Consider the following 16,003-nt stretch of genomic DNA (forward strand, 5'->3'; position numbering starts at 1 on the left):
GGTTACCCGAGACTCTACCCGTGAATCGCGGCCGGATACCGCGCAGCCACCCGGCCTGGACTCAGCATCCGCCCAGTCTTCTGGCCTTCACTTGGGGCGTAAAGTGCATCACCCCCTACCCCGACGGCGGCTGCGCCTGCGCCTGGCCTGGGGAACCCCTGGCTGCCGGAAGACCCGTTAAGGAGTCGTTATACCCCTTGGCGCATTGCGCTGAGCAGAGGTTACCGGACGAGCCTGAGAGGGCGGGCTCCGCAGGTCAATGGTGCCGCCGTGAGGCTGGACGGGTTGCGCCGCCCGATCAGTGTTTCCCGAGCCAGGCCGCTGCGGCGACCACGAGGGCAGCTGTCCCGGAAGTCAGCGTGGGCTGGAGGACGGGTGCGAACTTTGGCGAATGGTTCGCGGGGATGTCCGTGATGATGCGGCCAGCGGCCCCCGCTGCGCGGTAGGTTCCGGGGTCCACGCCGCCGATGCCCCAGTAGGTGTACGGGACGCCGAGTGCGGTGGGGATGTCGCTGAAGTCCTCACTTGCGGTCTGCCGCCCGTAGTTTTCGATGGCTTCGGCCGGGAAGTACTCGGCGAACGCGTCAGCAACCCTGGCGGTGACGTCGGCGTCGTTGTCGGTGAGCGGGTAGCTGTTGTAGAGCTCGATATTTGGCTCCTTGGGTGAGCCCGACGCCACCGACTCGGCCTTGGCGATCCGCTCGATGGCCCTGAGGATCTGGTCCCGGGTGGCCTTGTTGTAGGTGCGGATGTTCAGTTCGAGGACGGCGTGGTCGTCGATGATGTTGCTCTTGGCACCGACGCCGATTTTTCCCACGGTGAGCACCGCGAACTCGCCCGGTTGGACCTCGCGCGAGACGACAGCCTGGAGCCGCACCACGACCATTGCGGCCAGGACTGCCGGGTCGATCGAGAGGTGCGGCATCGAGCCGTGGCTGCCGCGCCCATAGAGGGTGATGTGGATGCTGTCCGCCATCGAGAGAAACGGGCCGGGATACGTGCTCACGGTCCCGGCGGGGTGCGCCAGGACATGCTGGGCGAGAGCAACATCAGGCCGGGGAAAGAGGTCTGCCAGGCCGTCGTCGACCATGCCCCGTGCGCCGTCGCCGAGCTCCTCGGCGGGCTGGAAGAGCACCACAAGGGTGCCGGCCCAGGCATCGAGCTCCTCGCTGAAGAGCCGCGCCGCGCCGAGGAGGCTCGACATGTGGACGTCGTGGCCGCACGCATGCATGACGGCCGTCTGGGTTCCCTGGTCGTCCATTTCCACGGCCGTGCTCGAGTACTCGAGGCCCGTGGCCTCCGCGACGGGGAGCGCGTCCATGTCCGCGCGCACGAGCACGGTCGGTCCATCGCCATTGGTGAGGATACCCACGACTCCCGTGCCGCCGATGTTGGAGTGGACCTGGAAGCCGAAGCTTGTCAGCTGCTCAGCCACGATTCCTGCCGTGCGTTCCTCGCGGTGGCTCAGCTCGGGGTTCCGGTGGAAGTCCTTGTACAGCGATTCCTGCCAGTCTCTGAGGGAATCCTGTCCGGACAGGATCGTGCGTGCAGCTCCGATTGATGCCATTGCTCCTTATGCCTTCCTGTGATCCGCGGCGTCGTCGCGGACACCACTGCTATGTTGCAGGCTACGCCTCGGCGTGCTCCCTGCCTTTGGGGACGGTGGCCATGATCGAGACGACCGCGATGATCACCATGACCACGTTGAACAGGAGCGCGACGACGGCGGCCTGCCGGACCGCAGTGTTGTCGGTGCGGCCCTGGTTGATGAGGACATCGCCGACGAACTGGGCTCCCGAGCTGCTGAAAGCGCTGAAGAGTGCGAGGGAGATCGCGGCCCCGATCGCGCCGCCCAGCGAGGAGGCCATCTTGTAGATGCCGGAGCCGGCACCGGCCTGATCGGCGGGAAGGTTAGCCAGCGCGGCGTCCGTGGACGGCGTTGCGTAGAACGCGAGGCCGAGGCCGAATAGTGCGTAGGCCACGACGGCGAGCCAACGGTACTCGGAGAGCAGGAGGTTGGTGGGCAGCAGCAGAACGCTCGCAACGCCGACGATCAAGGATCCCCAGATCATGGGCTGGCGGGGACCAAAGCGCTGCAGGAGCTTTTCGCCGAGGCGAATGAACGCGATGATCATGATCGCGTAGCCGATGGTCAACAAGCCCGCATCGGAAGCGGTCATGCCTCCGGCGATCTGGAGGAGCTGCTGGGTCACGATGAGCAGGCCGATCGTGCCATTGAGGAGAAAATTCGAGATCGTGGCGCCGGTGAAAGTGCGGTTCTTGAACAGCTCGAAGTTAATGAACGGCTTGACCGCACGGCCTTCGATCCGCACCAGCAAGACAAGGCCTGCGACGGCGACGACGAACAGCCCGATCGTGGTCGGGGTGAGCCATCCAATCTTCGAGCCGAAGATCAGCACGATCATGAGCGCGAGCATCGAGACCATGAAGACCAGTACACCGGCGAGATCGAACGTGAACGTGCCCGTCTGGGCCACCTTGCTCTCCGGCGTGCCGCTCATGAGGAGGATCGAGATGACCGAGATGACGATCGAGGCGATGAAGATCCAGCGCCATCCCACAAACGTCGCCACGTAGCCGCCGAAGATCGAGGCGAGCCCCGATCCGCCCCACGAGCCGATGGACCACATGGATACTGCGCGCTGACGGCCAGGACCGTCCCAGTACGTCTTCACGAGCGCCATGGTGGCAGGCATGATGCACGCCGCCGAGAGGCCCTGGATAGCGCGGCCGCCGAGCAGAAGCGGCAGGGCAACCGGCCCGGCGGCCAGCACGATCATGAGAGATCCAAGGATGCCCAGGCCGTTGCCGATCAAGCTGATCCGGACGCGGCCGATCCGGTCGGCGAGGCCGCCCGCCACCACGATGAACATGCCGGAGAAGAGGGCGGTGATCGACACCGCCAGGTTCATCGCAGCGACATCGACGAGGGGCGTCGCCCAGGTCTTGTGGACCGGGTCTGAATAGGCGCCGTTGATCTCGACGAGGATGTTTGGGGCAACGGTTCCCGTTGTGCCGGCGAACAGCCAGAAGGTGATGACGCCGAGCACGATGCCCAGCAGCAGCTTGTCGTTGCCCTGAAACGTGGTTCGGGCAGGTGCAGGGATGGTGCTTGCCATGACAACTCCTCGTTGCCCTGGCCCAGGCGGACGCGAAATTTGGCTTAGGAGCGTGCTGGACTGGGCGGTACTGCTTGTCGTTGTGAGTTAGGCTCCGGAAGGTATTCTGGGGCGGTGTCTGCCCTCTCGGATGCAGGCGAATTTCAATTGACGGCGCCTGGGCAAACGGGCGCCAACTCATTGGGCTACAGTCCTGATATAGACCCAACCGCCCCTTTTTGCCTAGAGCACACCGGTCCCCCGTGCTTGGGTCAAGCCCGTCCATGAACAGGTACCGCAAGGCAACCCCGTCGACCAACGAGGCAAGGACGCCGGCCTCAGTAAAGGCCCAACAAAAAAGGGCCCCACAGAGGCCCTCATGGGAACAGTCTGTCCACCCCCAGAAGCCCAAAGGCCCCAGACCAATAAAAACACTGTGCCCGAGGTGGGACTCGAACCCACACACCTTTCGATACCGCATTTTGAGTGCGGCGCGTCTGCCAATTCCGCCACTCGGGCGCGGAGTACACCGGCTGTCATATTCGCTTGCCACAGGGGTGCTGTGAGCAACGCGATCGCTTCCGGTGCGCGAAATTACTCTACATGCAGATAGGCTGAATTCCAGAATCGCGCCAGTGACGCCGCATCGATCCCAACCGGCCCCCAGTACCCCGGCGGACTTGCCTACGATGGTCCAGGTCCGCCCGTACCTTTACAAGGAGTTCCCGTGTCAGAACAGACGGAGTCAACCCCCACTTCCCAGCCGGCGCGCCGCGTCGTGGTCGCCGAGGATGAGACCCTCATCCGCCTGGACATCATCGAGATCCTGCGCGGCGAGGGCTACGACGTCGTCGGCGAAGCGGACAACGGCGAGAAGGCCGTCCAGCTCGCCGAGGAACTGAAGCCGGACCTGGTCCTGATGGACGTCAAGATGCCTGTAATGGACGGCATTTCCGCCGCCGAAAAGATCGTCAAGGCTCGGATCGCTCCCGTAGTGTTGCTGACCGCCTTCAGCCAGAAGGAACTCGTCGAGCGGGCCCGCGATGCCGGCGCCATGGCCTACGTGGTCAAGCCCTTCACCCCGGCGGACCTGATCCCGGCCCTGGAGATCGCACTCTCCCGGCACGAGGAAATCAAGGCCCTCGAAAGCGAGGTCAGCGACCTGCAGGAGCAGTTCGCCACCCGCAAGCTCGTGGAACGCGCCAAGAGCCTCCTCACCACCAAGATGGGCCTGACCGAGCCGGAAGCCTTCCGCTGGATCCAGAAGACCTCGATGGACCGCCGCCTCAGCATGCGCGAGGTCGCCGAGACCATCATCAACCAGGTCAACTAAGCCGCCGCCTCGTCGGCAGACAGCAACGAGAAGGGCCCCGCCGCTGGATTCCAGCGGCGGGGCCCTTCTCGTTTTGACGCGGAAGAACTAGATCTTGCTGTTCTTCTTCTTCTTTTCCGGCCAGGGGCCGAGCTTGTCCTTGGCCCCGGCGTTCTCGCCGTGGCTGCCGGCGTCGGCGAGGTCGCCGACCTTGTGGACCTTGAGCATGTTCGTGGAACCGGCCTTGCCGGGAGGCGAACCGGCAGCGATGACCACCATGTCGCCGTCGTCGACGAGGTCCATTTCCAGCAGGCTGCGGTCAACCTGGGCGGTCATCTCGTCGGTGTGGCCCACCATCGGGACCAGCACCGGCTGGATGCCCCAGGTCAGCGCGAGCTGGTTCCAGACGTGCTCCACCGGGGTGAACGCGAAGACCGGACGGATCGGGCGCAGCCGGGACAGGCGGCGCGCGGAGTCACCGGACTGGGTGAAGGTACAGATGTACTTTGCTTCCAGCTGGTCGGCGATTTCGACGGCGGCACGGGTGATCGCGCCGCCGCGGGTCTTAGGCTTGGTGCCCAGCGGCGGGACGCGCTCCAGGCCGTGGACCTCGGTGGATTCGATGATCCGGGCCATGGTCTTGACGGTCTCTATCGGGTACTTGCCCACGCTGGTCTCGCCCGAGAGCATCACGGCGTCGGCGCCGTCGAGCACAGCGTTGGCGCAGTCGGAGGCCTCGGCGCGCGTCGGGCGCGGGTTGTCGATCATGGATTCGAGCACCTGGGTGGCCACAATGACCGGCTTCGCCCAGCGGCGGGCGAGCTCGACGGCGCGCTTCTGCACGATCGGCACTTCCTCGAGCGGGAGCTCCACGCCGAGGTCGCCGCGGGCCACCATAATGGCGTCGAAGGCGTCGATGATTTCCGGGAGCTGCTCCACGGCCTGCGGCTTTTCGATCTTGGCGATCACCGGCACGCGGCGGCCTTCTTCGTCCATGATTTCGTGGACGCGCTTGATGTCCGAGGCGTCGCGGACGAACGACAGGGCCACCATGTCCACACCGCGGCGCATGGCCCAGCGCAGGTCGTCCTCGTCCTTTTCGCTCAGCGCGGGGACGTTGACGGCGACGCCGGGCAAGTTGATGCCCTTGTTGTTGGACACGTAGCCGCCCACGGTCACGGTGGCGACGACCTTGACGTCGTCGACCTCAACGGCGCGCAGGGCGACCTTGCCATCGTCGATCAGCAGTGCATCCCCGGGGTTGACGTCCTCGGTAAGGCTCTTGAGCGTCGTGGAGCAGATGTCCTTGGTGCCGGGGACGTCCTCGGTGGTGATCGTGAAGGTGTCACCGACGGCGAGCAGGTGCGGGCCGTCCACAAAGCGGCCGAGGCGGATCTTCGGGCCCTGCAGGTCGGCCATGATGGCGACGGCCTTGCCGAGCTGCCCGGCGGCCTTGCGCACGTTGTCGTATGTGTTGTCGTGCACGGAGTAGTCTCCGTGGCTCATGTTCATCCGGGCCACATCGACCCCGGCTTCCAGCACGGCGAGCGTGTTCTCGAAGCTCGCGATCGCCGGTCCGAAGGTGGCCACAATTTTAGCGCGTCTCATATACCTACCCTAGTTGTCTCTTGGTTGTTTTAAGTTGTCGCGGGGACGAACGGCCGGTGTCCGGCACGGGCCTGGCGGGCGCCGGGACCGGGCTAGAGGACGGCGATCGCCCGGTCGGTCGGCGCCACGGGCGCCGGGAGAATGGTGCTGCCCATCAGGAACTTGTCCACGGCGGCGGCGCAGGCGCGGCCCTCGGCGATCGCCCAGACAATCAGGGACTGGCCGCGGCCGGCGTCGCCGGCGACGAAGACCCCTTCGGTGTTGGTCATGTAGTAGCCGTCCCGGGCCACGTTGCCGCGGCCGTCGAATTCGGCGTGGACCTGTTCGGTGATGCCGGCGGGTTCGGCGCCGGTGAAGCCCAGGGACAGGAAGACGAGGTCCGCCGGGATGATCCGCTCGGTGCCGGCCTTGGGCAGCCGCTTGCCGTCGACGAATTCGGTCTCCGCGACCTTCACGCCGGTCAGCTTGCCGTTCTCGCCGACGAATTCGACGGTGGACGCCAGATAGGTGCGTTCGCCGCCTTCCTCGTGGGCGCTGGCCACCTCGAACAGGGTGGGGAACGTCGGCCAGGGCTGGTGCGCGGCGCGCTCGGCGGACGGCTGCTTGCCGATCGCGAGTGTGGTCACGGACGCGGCCTGGTGCCGGTGCGCGGTGCCGAGGCAGTCCGCGCCGGTGTCGCCGCCGCCCAGGATCACCACGTGCTTGCCGGCGGCGTTGATCTGGTTCTCCACGGTCTCGCCGGCCACAACACGGTTGGCGGGGACCAGGTAGTCCATCGCGAAGTGCACGCCCTCGAGCTCGCGGCCCGGGATCGGCAGGTCACGCGGGACGGTGGCGCCGGTGGCGACCACAACGGCGTCGTAGCGGCGGCGCAGCTGCTCCCAGGTCACGTCGGTGCCGACGGCGACGCCGGTCCGGAAGCGGGTGCCCTCAGCCTTCATCTGCTCCAGCCGGCGGTCCACGTGCTCTTTTTCCATCTTGAAGTCGGGGATGCCGTAGCGGAGCAGCCCGCCGATCTTGTCGTCCCGCTCATAGACGGCGACGGTGTGGCCCACCCGCGTCAGCTGCTGCGCGACGGCGAGTCCGGCCGGGCCGGAGCCGACGACGGCGACCGTCTTGCCGGACAGGCGGGCCGGCGGCAGCGGGGTGACCCAGCCATTGTCGAAGGCCTGGTCCACGATCGAAACCTCAACCTGCTTGATCGTCACGGCCGGCTGGTTGATGCCCAGCACGCAGGACGCTTCGCAGGGCGCCGGGCAAAGCCGGCCGGTGAACTCGGGGAAGTTGTTGGTGGCGTGCAGCCGCTCCATCGCTTCCTCGCCCTTGTCCCGCCAGACGAGGTCGTTCCACTCCGGGATGAGGTTCCCCAGCGGGCAGCCCTGGTGGCAGAACGGGACGCCGCAGTCCATGCAGCGGCCGGCCTGGCTCTTCAGGACACCCTTTTCCTGGGCTTCGTAGACCTCTTTCCAGTCCATGATGCGGACCGGGACGGGACGGCGCGGCTGGGTTTCACGCTGGCGTACTTTCAGAAATCCGCGTGGATCAGCCACCGGTCACCTCCAGGATTCGAGACCAAACTTCTTCGCCGTCGGGGTCCAGGCCCTCTTCGATGGCGTCAAGACGGGTTTGCAGTACGGCCGCGTAGTCGCGCGGCAGCACCTTGGTAATGCGGGCTGCGGTGTCGTCGAAGTCCTCAAGCAGCCGGGCCGCGTGCTGCGACTCGGTTTCCTCGAGGTGCTTGACGAGCAGTCCACGGACAATTTCGCGGTCCTCGGCGTCGAGTTCGCGCAGCTGCAGTTCGCCGGCATCGAGGGCCTGCTTGTTGACCCGTTCGGTCTGCAGGTCCAGGACGTAGGCGGTGCCGCCGGACATGCCCGCGCCAAAGTTTCGTCCGGTGCGGCCGATCACCAGCGCCTGGCCGCCGGTCATGTACTCGCAGCCGTGGTCGCCGATGCCTTCGACCACCGCGGTGGCGCCGGAGTTGCGCACCATAAAGCGCTCGCCCACCTGGCCGCGGAGGAACAGCTCGCCGCTCGTGGCGCCATAGCCGATCACGTTGCCCGCGATCACGTTCCGCTCCGCGGCGAACACGTTGGTGCGGTCCGGCCGGACGATGATCCGCCCGCCGGAGAGCCCCTTGCCGACGTAGTCGTTGGAGTCGCCGAACATCCGCAGCGTGATGCCGGCCGGCAGGAAGGCGCCCAGCGACTGCCCAGCGGTGCCCGTCAGCGTGATGTCGATCGTGTCGGTGGCCAGCACGTCGGTGCCGAAGGTCTTTGTGACGACGTGGCCGAGCATGGTGCCGACGGAGCGGTCCGTGTTGATCACGTCGACGGCGATCTTCACCGGGGTGCGGTCGCTGAGAGCCTCGGCGGCCATCGCGATAAGGCGCTGGTCGAAGTGCTTGTCCAGCTCGTGGTTCTGGCCCGTCAGGTTGCGCAGCGGGGCGTCGTCGTCGAACTCGAGTCCGTGCAGGATCGGGTCCAGGTCCAGCCCCTCGGCCTTCCAGTGGCTGATCGCCTCCCGGGTGTCGAGCATTTCGGCGTGGCCGATCGCTTCCTCCAGGCTCCGGAAGCCGAGTTCGGCGAGGATTTCGCGGACTTCCTCGGCGAGGAACTCGAAGAAGTTGACCACGAATTCTGGCTTGCCGGTGAAGCGTGAGCGAAGCTCGGGGTTCTGCGTCGCGACGCCCACCGGGCAGGTGTCCAGGTGGCAGACGCGCATCATGATGCAGCCGGAGACCACCAGCGGCGCGGTGGCGAAGCCGTACTCCTCGCCGCCCAGCAGCGCGGCGATCACCACGTCGCGGCCGGTCTTGAGCTGGCCGTCCACCTGCACCACCACACGGTCGCGCAGGCCGTTGAGCATCAGGGTCTGCTGCGTCTCGGCGAGGCCGAGTTCCCACGGGACACCGGCGTGCTTGAGCGAGTTCAGCGGCGAGGCGCCGGTGCCGCCGTCGTGGCCGGACACCAGCACGACGTCGGCCTTGGCCTTGGTCACGCCGGCCGCGACGGTGCCGATGCCCACCTCGGAGACGAGCTTGACGTGCACCCGGGCCGAGGGGTTGGCGCGCTTGGCATCGTAGATCAGCTGCGCCAGGTCCTCGATCGAGTAGATGTCGTGGTGCGGGGGCGGGGAGATGAGGCCGACGCCGGGCGTGGAGTGCCGCGTCCGGGCCACCCAAGGGTAGACCTTCTGGGCCATCAGCTGGCCGCCCTCGCCGGGCTTCGCGCCCTGCGCCATCTTGATCTGGATGTCGTCGGCGTTGGTCAGGTACAGGCTCGTGACGCCGAAGCGGCCCGAGGCGATCTGCTTGACCGCCGAGCGGCGGGTCGGGTCCAGCAGCCGGTCCACGTCCTCGCCGCCCTCGCCGGTGTTGGACTTGCCGCCGAGGCGGTTCATCGCGATCGCGAGCGTCTCGTGCGCCTCCTGCGAGATGGAACCGTAGCTCATGGCCCCGGTGGAGAAGCGCTTGACGATGCTGGAGACCGGCTCGACTTCCTCGAGCGGGACCGCCGGACGCAGGCCGTCCTTGAACTTCAGCAGCCCGCGCAGGGTCATCAGGTTCGTGGACTGATCGTCCACGCCCCGGGTGTAGGCCTTGAAGATGTCATAGCGGCGCTCCCGCGTGGCGTGCTGCAGCCGGAACACCGTCTCCGGGTTGAACAGGTGCGGCTCGCCGTCACGGCGCCACTGGTACTCGCCACCGCCCAGCAGTGGCTGGTGCGGCAGTTCGATGCCGTTCTCCGGGTAGGCCATCCGGTGCCGCGCCGCGACCTCGGCGGCAATCACATCGAGGCCGACGCCGCCGAGCTGGGAATGCGTGCCGGAGAAGTACTCGTCTACCAGGTCCTGGCCGAGGCCGAGCGCCTCGAAGGTCTGGGCGCCGGTGTACGAGGCGACCGTGGAGATGCCCATCTTGGACATGATCTTCAGGACGCCCTTGCCCAGACCCTTGATCAGGTTGTAGACGCCGTCCTGCGGGGTGACCCCGGTGACGTCGCCGGAGGCAATAAGCTGCTCGACCGATTCCATCGCCAGGTACGGGTTCACCGCGGAAGCGCCGTAGCCGATCAGCACGGCCACGTGGTGGGTTTCGCGCACGTCGCCGGCCTCGACCACCAGGGCGGTCTTGGTGCGGTTGGCGCTGCGCAGCAGGTGGTGGTGCACGGCGCTGACCAGCAGCAGGGACGGGATCGGCGCCCACTGGGCGTTGGAGTCACGGTCCGAGAGCACCACGTACTGGACGCCGCGGTTGATCGCGCCGGAGACCTGCTCGCAGATTTCGGTCAGCCGGGCGCGCAGGGCGTGTTCGCCGCCGTCGGGCCGGTACAGGCCGCGGACCTTCATGGCGACCCGGTCGCCGTCGGCGTTCTCGATGTTCGCGATCTTGGCGAGCTGGTCGTTGTTGATCACCGGGAACGGCAGCGAGACTTGCGGCTGGCGGACCTGCTTGGTGTCCAGCAGGTTGCCGTTGGGGCCGATCGCGCAGGTCAGGGACGTGACCAGTTCCTCGCGGATGGCATCCAGCGGCGGGTTGGTGACCTGCGCGAAGGACTGCACGAAGTAGTCGAAGAGCAGCCGGGGCCGTTTGGAGAGCACGGCCACCGGGGTGTCCGAGCCCATGGCGCCCAGCGGCTCGGCGCCGGTCCGGGCCATCGGGCCGAGCAGGATCTTCAGTTCCTCCGTGGTGTAGCCGAAGGTGCGCTGGCGGATGTTGACCGAGGCCGCCGTGTGCACCACGTGCTCACGCTCGGGCAGCTCCTTGAGGTCGATCAGGTTGTCCTTGAGCCACTCGGCCCAGGGGTTAGCTGCGGCGACCTCGGCCTTGACCTCGGAGTCGTCGATGATCCGGCCGGCCTCGGTGTCCACGAGGAACATCTTGCCGGGCGAGACGCGGCCCTTCTTGACCACCTTGGCGGGTTCGACGTCGATCACGCCGACCTCGGAGGCGAAGACCACCAGGCCGTCCTCAGTGATCCAGTAGCGGCCCGGGCGCAGCCCGTTGCGGTCCAGGGTGGCGCCGACGAGGTTGCCGTCGGTGAAGGACACGGCGGCGGGGCCGTCCCACGGCTCCATCAGCAGCGAGTGGTACTCGTAGAACGCGCGCCGGGCGGGGTCCATCGTGGCGTGGTTTTCCCAGGCCTCGGGGATCATCATCATGATCGAGTGCGTGATGGGCCGGCCGGAGAGCCAGAGCAGTTCAGCGACCTCATCGAAGGAGGCCGAGTCCGAGGCGCCCGGGGTGCAGATCGGGTACAGCTCTTCCGGGCTGTCCCCCAGCAGCGGGTTGGCCAGTTGCGACTGCCGGGCGCGCATCCAGTTGCGGTTGCCCTTGACCGTGTTGATCTCGCCGTTGTGCGCGATGGTGCGGAACGGCTGGGCCAGCGGCCAGGACGGGAAGGTGTTAGTGGAGAAACGCGAGTGGACGATCGCGAGCTTGGTCTTGAAGCGGGTGTCCGAAAGGTCCGGGTAGAACGGCTCCAGCTGCGCGGTGGTCAGCATGCCCTTGTACACAATGGTGCGGGAGGACAGCGAGGGGAAGTACACCCCGAACTTGTTCTGCGCGCGCTTGCGGATCCGCCAGGCCCGGGAGTCGAGTTCGTTGCGGGTGAGCGCCTCGCCGGTGCTGGACGCAAAGAACGGCTGGGAGAAGTACGGCATGCAGGCCCGGGCCATGGCGCCGACGAGATCGGCCACGATCGGCACCTCGCGCCAGCCCAGGACGGTGAGGCCCTCATCGGCCGCGAGGCCCTCGATGCCGGCCTTGGCGGCGTCGGATTCGCGCTGTTCGGCGGGCAGGAAGGCGGTGCCGACGACGTACTGGCCGGCGGCGGGGAGCTCGAAGTCGGTGACCGCGCGGAAGAACTCATCGGGGACCTGCATCAGGAGGCCGGCGCCGTCGCCGGTTCCCTCATCGGCGCCGACGGCACCGCGGTGCTCGAGGTTGCGCAGGGCGGTCAGGGCGGCTTCCACGATGTCGTAGCCTGGTTCGCCGCGCAGCGTCGCGATGATGGCGAGTCCGCAGGCGTCCTTCTCCTGCTCCGGGTTGTAGAGACCGGCGGCTTCGGGCAGCGCCGCGAACCGCTTGAACGGCGAGATGGCCGTGGCGGGGTGTTCCGGACCGGACCAGCTGGGGCTGTGCAGGGTTTGGGTCATGGGAGACGTCCTTCCTCCTGATCGTGCGTATGGGAGGGACAACATTGGCCCGAATCGGTGCGCCGGTGTGACGGGCGCAACAACGTGATTTTCCTACTCGAATTGTAGGCCAGCGCCGCTTTCTGCACTAACAGTTACGCGGGCCGCCGGCCCGGGTTTGCATGGCGTCCAGCTGTCTGCTGTCCGTTGCCACCCTGATGCCACGACGCTGTGGACTCGGGCCCAGCCGGCGGTCGCCCTGCAGCCCGATTTCCGGTGCTGAGCTACTTGGTGCCCTCAGCCTCCGGCGCGGTTCCGGAGGCCCGGTGGCCGGGTGCTCCGGCGTCGGGTTCTCCCTGGGCGGCTTTGCTGCCGCCGGTGGATTCCGCGGCGGCAACGGCCGGAGCCGGAGCGCGGCGCGGACCGCTTTGGTTCTCCGGGAGATTATCACGCGACTCATTATCTGAGACAGCAGAGTCCGCATGGCGGACAGGGACCGCGACCTTCGCGTCGTCATGTTCGACGGCGTCCCGCTCGCCGTCGTGTTCGACGGCGTCGGCCCGTTCATCCACCTCCGCGTCGTCGTCGGCGTCGACCTTATCGGCGTCGGTCGCCGCGTCGCTGTCCTCCGTCGCGGCTGCCGGTTCGGGCTCCCGGCCCGGCAGGTAGGGGGTGTCCGGGACGTCACGCTTGCGCAGGCCCAGGACAATGAACGTCACCACGGCTGCGAGGAGCACAAAGATGCTGGTCCAGACGTTGAGCCGGGTGGTGATGCCGAAGAGGTTGATCTGCTCGGCGTCGTCGATCCGCATGGCTTCGATCCAGACGCGGCCCAGCGTGTAGTAGATGGCGTAGAGCCAGAACAGCCGTCCGCGGCGGAAGTGGAAGCGGCGGTCCAGAAGGAGCAGTATGCCGACTCCCACGAGGTTCCAGACGGACTCGTAGAGGAACGTGGGGTGGAACAGGGTGTCGGCGGGCATGCCGGCCGGGAAGTTGGGGTTGTCGGCGTCGATCTGCAGTCCCCAGGGCAGCGTGGTGGGGCCGCCGAAAAGTTCCTGGTTGAAGTAGTTGCCCCAACGGCCGATCGCCTGGGCCAGCAGCAGGCCCGGCGCCGCGGCGTCCACGAACGCGCTGAGCTTCACGCCGGCCCGGCGGCAGCCGATCCAGGCGCCGAAGGCACCGAGTACCACGGCACCCCAAATGCCGAGGCCGCCGCGCTGGATCTGCGGGATCAGGGACAGGTCGCCGGTGCCGTCGAAGCCCGGGCCGAAGTAGGCGTCCGGGGAGGACACCACGTGGTACAGCCGGCCGCCGATAATGCCAAAGGGGATCGCCCAGATGGCGATGTCCCAGACGCTGCCTTCAGGCGCGCCGCGGCGGGCCCAGCGCACCGACGTGAGCCAGAGCCCGGCGATGATGCCGGCGAGGATGCACAGCGCGTAGGCATGGATACGCAGGGACCCCCAGGGCAGCGGGATGTCGAAGCCGGACCAGTCCGGGCTCGGAATGCTCGCGGGAACCATCGCTGCCGCATGGAGGACTGACTGCATTACTTACGCTTCTTCCTTGGTAAGGCCGGTACTGAGCTCTTTCGTCAAGGACGCTACCGCATCCACGCCGCCCTCACCGATTGCCGCGACGAGGGCCGTGCCGACGATTACTCCGTCCGCGTAGGCCGCGATTTCGCGGACGTGGCCGGCATTGGAGACGCCCAGGCCGACGCAGACCCGTTCGGCGCCCGCAGCGTGGGCTGCGGCGACGACGTCCTTGGCGGCGGAGCTGACCGAGGTGCGGGCGCCGGTGACGCCCATGATCGAGACGGCGTAGACAAAGCCGCGGCTGGCATCCACCGTGCGTTTCATCCGTTCCGGCGAGGAGGACGGTGCCACGAGGAACACCCGGTCCAGTCCGTACTTGTCCGAGGCGGCCATCCATTCCGCGGCCTCGTCCGGGATGAGGTCCGGGGTGATGAGCCCCGCTCCCCCGGCTTCGGCCAGCTGGCGGGAGAACTCGTCGACGCCCATCCGGACCACGGGGTTCCAGTAGGTCATGACCAGGACCGCGGCCTCGGTCTTGCTGGTGATGCCCCGGACGACGTCGAACACCTGGCTGACGTGGAAGCCCTTGGCGAGGGCCTCAGTGGTGGCGGCCTGGATGACCTGGCCGTCCATCACCGGGTCGGAGTAGGGGATGCCGATCTCGATCAGGTCGGCGCCGTTTTCAGCCAGGGCAATGCCCGCGGCGATAGTGGCTTCGACACTGGGGTAGCCGGCGGGCAGGTAGCCGATGAGGGCTGCCCGGCCCTGGGCCTTGGCCCTGTCGATGGCTGCCGCGGACTTGCTGGCGCCGGGAGCCGTGCCCCCGGCGCTGGTTTCGGGGCTGTTCTCGGTGCTCACAGCTGCTCCCCTTCCTGAGCGATCTCGGCCTCGGGAGAATCCTTGTCCAGCAGGTTGAACCATTCCGCGGCGGTGGCCACGTCCTTGTCGCCGCGGCCGGAGAGGTTCACGACCACGATCTTGTCCGCAGCCGTGCCCCCGGAGCCGCCGGCCTCCGCGGCGAGCCGCTGGCCGACCTTCATGGCGCCGGCGAGGGCGTGGGCGGACTCGATGGCCGGGATGATGCCCTCGGTGCGGCAGAGCAGCCGGAAGGCTTCCATGGCTTCGCTGTCCGTGATGGGCTCGTAGCTGACCCGGCCGATGTCGGCCAGGTAGGAGTGCTCGGGTCCGACGCCCGGGTAGTCCAGGCCGGCTGAGATGGAGTGCGACTCGATGGTCTGGCCGTCGTCGTCCTGCATGAGGTAGGAGCGGGCTCCGTGCAGCACGCCGGGCTTGCCCAGGGTGATGGTGGCCGCGTGCCGGCCGGTTTCGACGCCCTCGCCGCCGGCTTCGAAGCCGTAGATCTTCACCGAGGGGTCGTCCAGGAAGCCGTGGAAGATGCCGATGGCGTTGGAGCCGCCGCCGATGCAGGCGCAGACGGCGTCCGGCAGCCGGCCGGTCTGCTCCAGGATCTGGGCGCGGGCCTCCTCGCCGATGACTTCGTGGAAGTAGCGGACCATCGCCGGGAACGGGTGCGCCCCGGCGGCCGTGCCGAGCAGGTAGTGCGTGGTGCCGACGTTGGCCACCCAGTCCCGGAGCGCCTCGTTGATGGCGTCCTTGAGCGTCTGCGAGCCGTTGGTCACGGGGATCACGGTGGCCCCGAGGAGCTCCATCCGGGCAACGTTGAGGGCCTGGCGGCGGCAGTCCTCGGCGCCCATGTAGACCACGCACTCCAGGCCCAGCAGGGCGGCGGCGGTGGCGCTGGCGACGCCGTGCTGGCCGGCGCCGGTCTCGGCGATGACCCGGGTCTTGCCCATGCGCTTGGCGAGCAGCGCTTGGCCCAGCACGTTGTTGATCTTGTGCGAGCCGGTGTGGTTCAGATCCTCGCGCTTGAGGAAGATGCGCACTCCCCCGGCGTGCTCGGCGAAGCGCTTGGCCTCTGTGAGCAGGGAGGGCCGGCCGGAGTAGTTTTTGTTCAGGTCCGCGATCTGGGCGGTGAACTCGGGGTCCGCCTTGGCCTTCTCGAAGGTGTCCTCGAGTTCGTCCAGCGCGGCGATCAGGGACTCGGGCATCCAGCGTCCGCCGTAGGAGCCGAAGTAGGGTCCGGGGGCGTGGCGCAGGGACGGCGCGCCAAGCGGACCGCCCTCATCCGGCCGGCCGCCCTCCAGGAAAGCGTCCACGGGGTTTTCGTCTGAGCCGGCTGCTGGCGCATCGACCATCAGTCTCACCATCCTGTTCCACTGCTATCTAGGTCTTCGGTGCCGCACGGGCGTACCGCGGTCTGCGGCCGG

The 16,003-nt window shown here is 67.4% G+C and carries 9 protein-coding genes and 1 tRNA gene; 1 reads left to right on the top strand and 9 read right to left on the bottom strand.

Features of this window, described 5'->3' with window-relative positions; translation table 11 throughout:
- Positions 1-298 precede the first annotated feature (298 nt).
- From E7Y32_RS14545 to E7Y32_RS14555, 3 genes are all read right to left on the bottom strand, one after another.
- Complete coding sequence (locus E7Y32_RS14545; protein ID WP_146337746.1) at positions 299-1,567, bottom strand: amidohydrolase; 1,269 nt, start codon at positions 1,565-1,567, stop codon at positions 299-301.
- Positions 1,568-1,628: 61 nt separating this feature from the next.
- A complete protein-coding gene (locus E7Y32_RS14550; RefSeq protein WP_146337747.1) occupies positions 1,629-3,140 on the bottom strand; it encodes an MFS transporter in 1,512 nt (503 codons plus the stop codon).
- A 416-nt stretch (positions 3,141-3,556) separates the two neighbouring features.
- Positions 3,557-3,638, bottom strand: a tRNA-Leu gene (locus E7Y32_RS14555).
- 208 nt (positions 3,639-3,846) lie between these two features.
- Here E7Y32_RS14555 and E7Y32_RS14560 point away from each other — a divergent pair.
- Positions 3,847-4,452, top strand: coding sequence for an ANTAR domain-containing response regulator (locus E7Y32_RS14560; RefSeq protein WP_056739732.1), 606 nt, complete (start codon positions 3,847-3,849; stop codon positions 4,450-4,452).
- Between the two features lie 87 nt (positions 4,453-4,539).
- On the opposite strand, the gene pyk is transcribed toward E7Y32_RS14560, so the two are convergent.
- From pyk to trpB, 6 genes are all read right to left on the bottom strand, one after another.
- Entirely contained in the window at positions 4,540-6,039 is a 1,500-nt protein-coding gene (gene pyk, locus E7Y32_RS14565) for a pyruvate kinase (RefSeq protein ID WP_146337748.1), read from the bottom strand.
- A 92-nt stretch (positions 6,040-6,131) separates the two neighbouring features.
- A complete protein-coding gene (locus E7Y32_RS14570; protein WP_146337749.1) occupies positions 6,132-7,589 on the bottom strand; it encodes a glutamate synthase subunit beta in 1,458 nt (485 codons plus the stop codon).
- On the bottom strand, positions 7,582-12,198 hold the full coding sequence (gltB, locus tag E7Y32_RS14575; protein ID WP_146337750.1) for a glutamate synthase large subunit: 4,617 nt from the start codon (positions 12,196-12,198) through the stop codon (positions 7,582-7,584). Before gltB ends, E7Y32_RS14570 begins: the two co-directional genes overlap by 8 nt.
- Before the next feature lie 263 nt (positions 12,199-12,461).
- Entirely contained in the window at positions 12,462-13,727 is a 1,266-nt protein-coding gene (gene lgt / locus E7Y32_RS14580) for a prolipoprotein diacylglyceryl transferase (protein ID WP_146337751.1), read from the bottom strand.
- Positions 13,728-13,730: 3 nt separating this feature from the next.
- A complete protein-coding gene (gene trpA / locus E7Y32_RS14585; RefSeq protein WP_146337752.1) occupies positions 13,731-14,573 on the bottom strand; it encodes a tryptophan synthase subunit alpha in 843 nt (280 codons plus the stop codon).
- A complete protein-coding gene (gene trpB / locus E7Y32_RS14590) occupies positions 14,570-15,931 on the bottom strand; it encodes a tryptophan synthase subunit beta (protein WP_146337753.1) in 1,362 nt (453 codons plus the stop codon). Before trpB ends, trpA begins: the two co-directional genes overlap by 4 nt.
- Between the last annotated feature and the right edge of the window lie 72 nt (positions 15,932-16,003).

The sequence above is a fragment of the Arthrobacter sp. UKPF54-2 genome (genome assembly GCF_007858535.1).
In the GTDB taxonomy this organism is placed as follows: Bacteria; Actinomycetota; Actinomycetes; order Actinomycetales; family Micrococcaceae; genus Arthrobacter.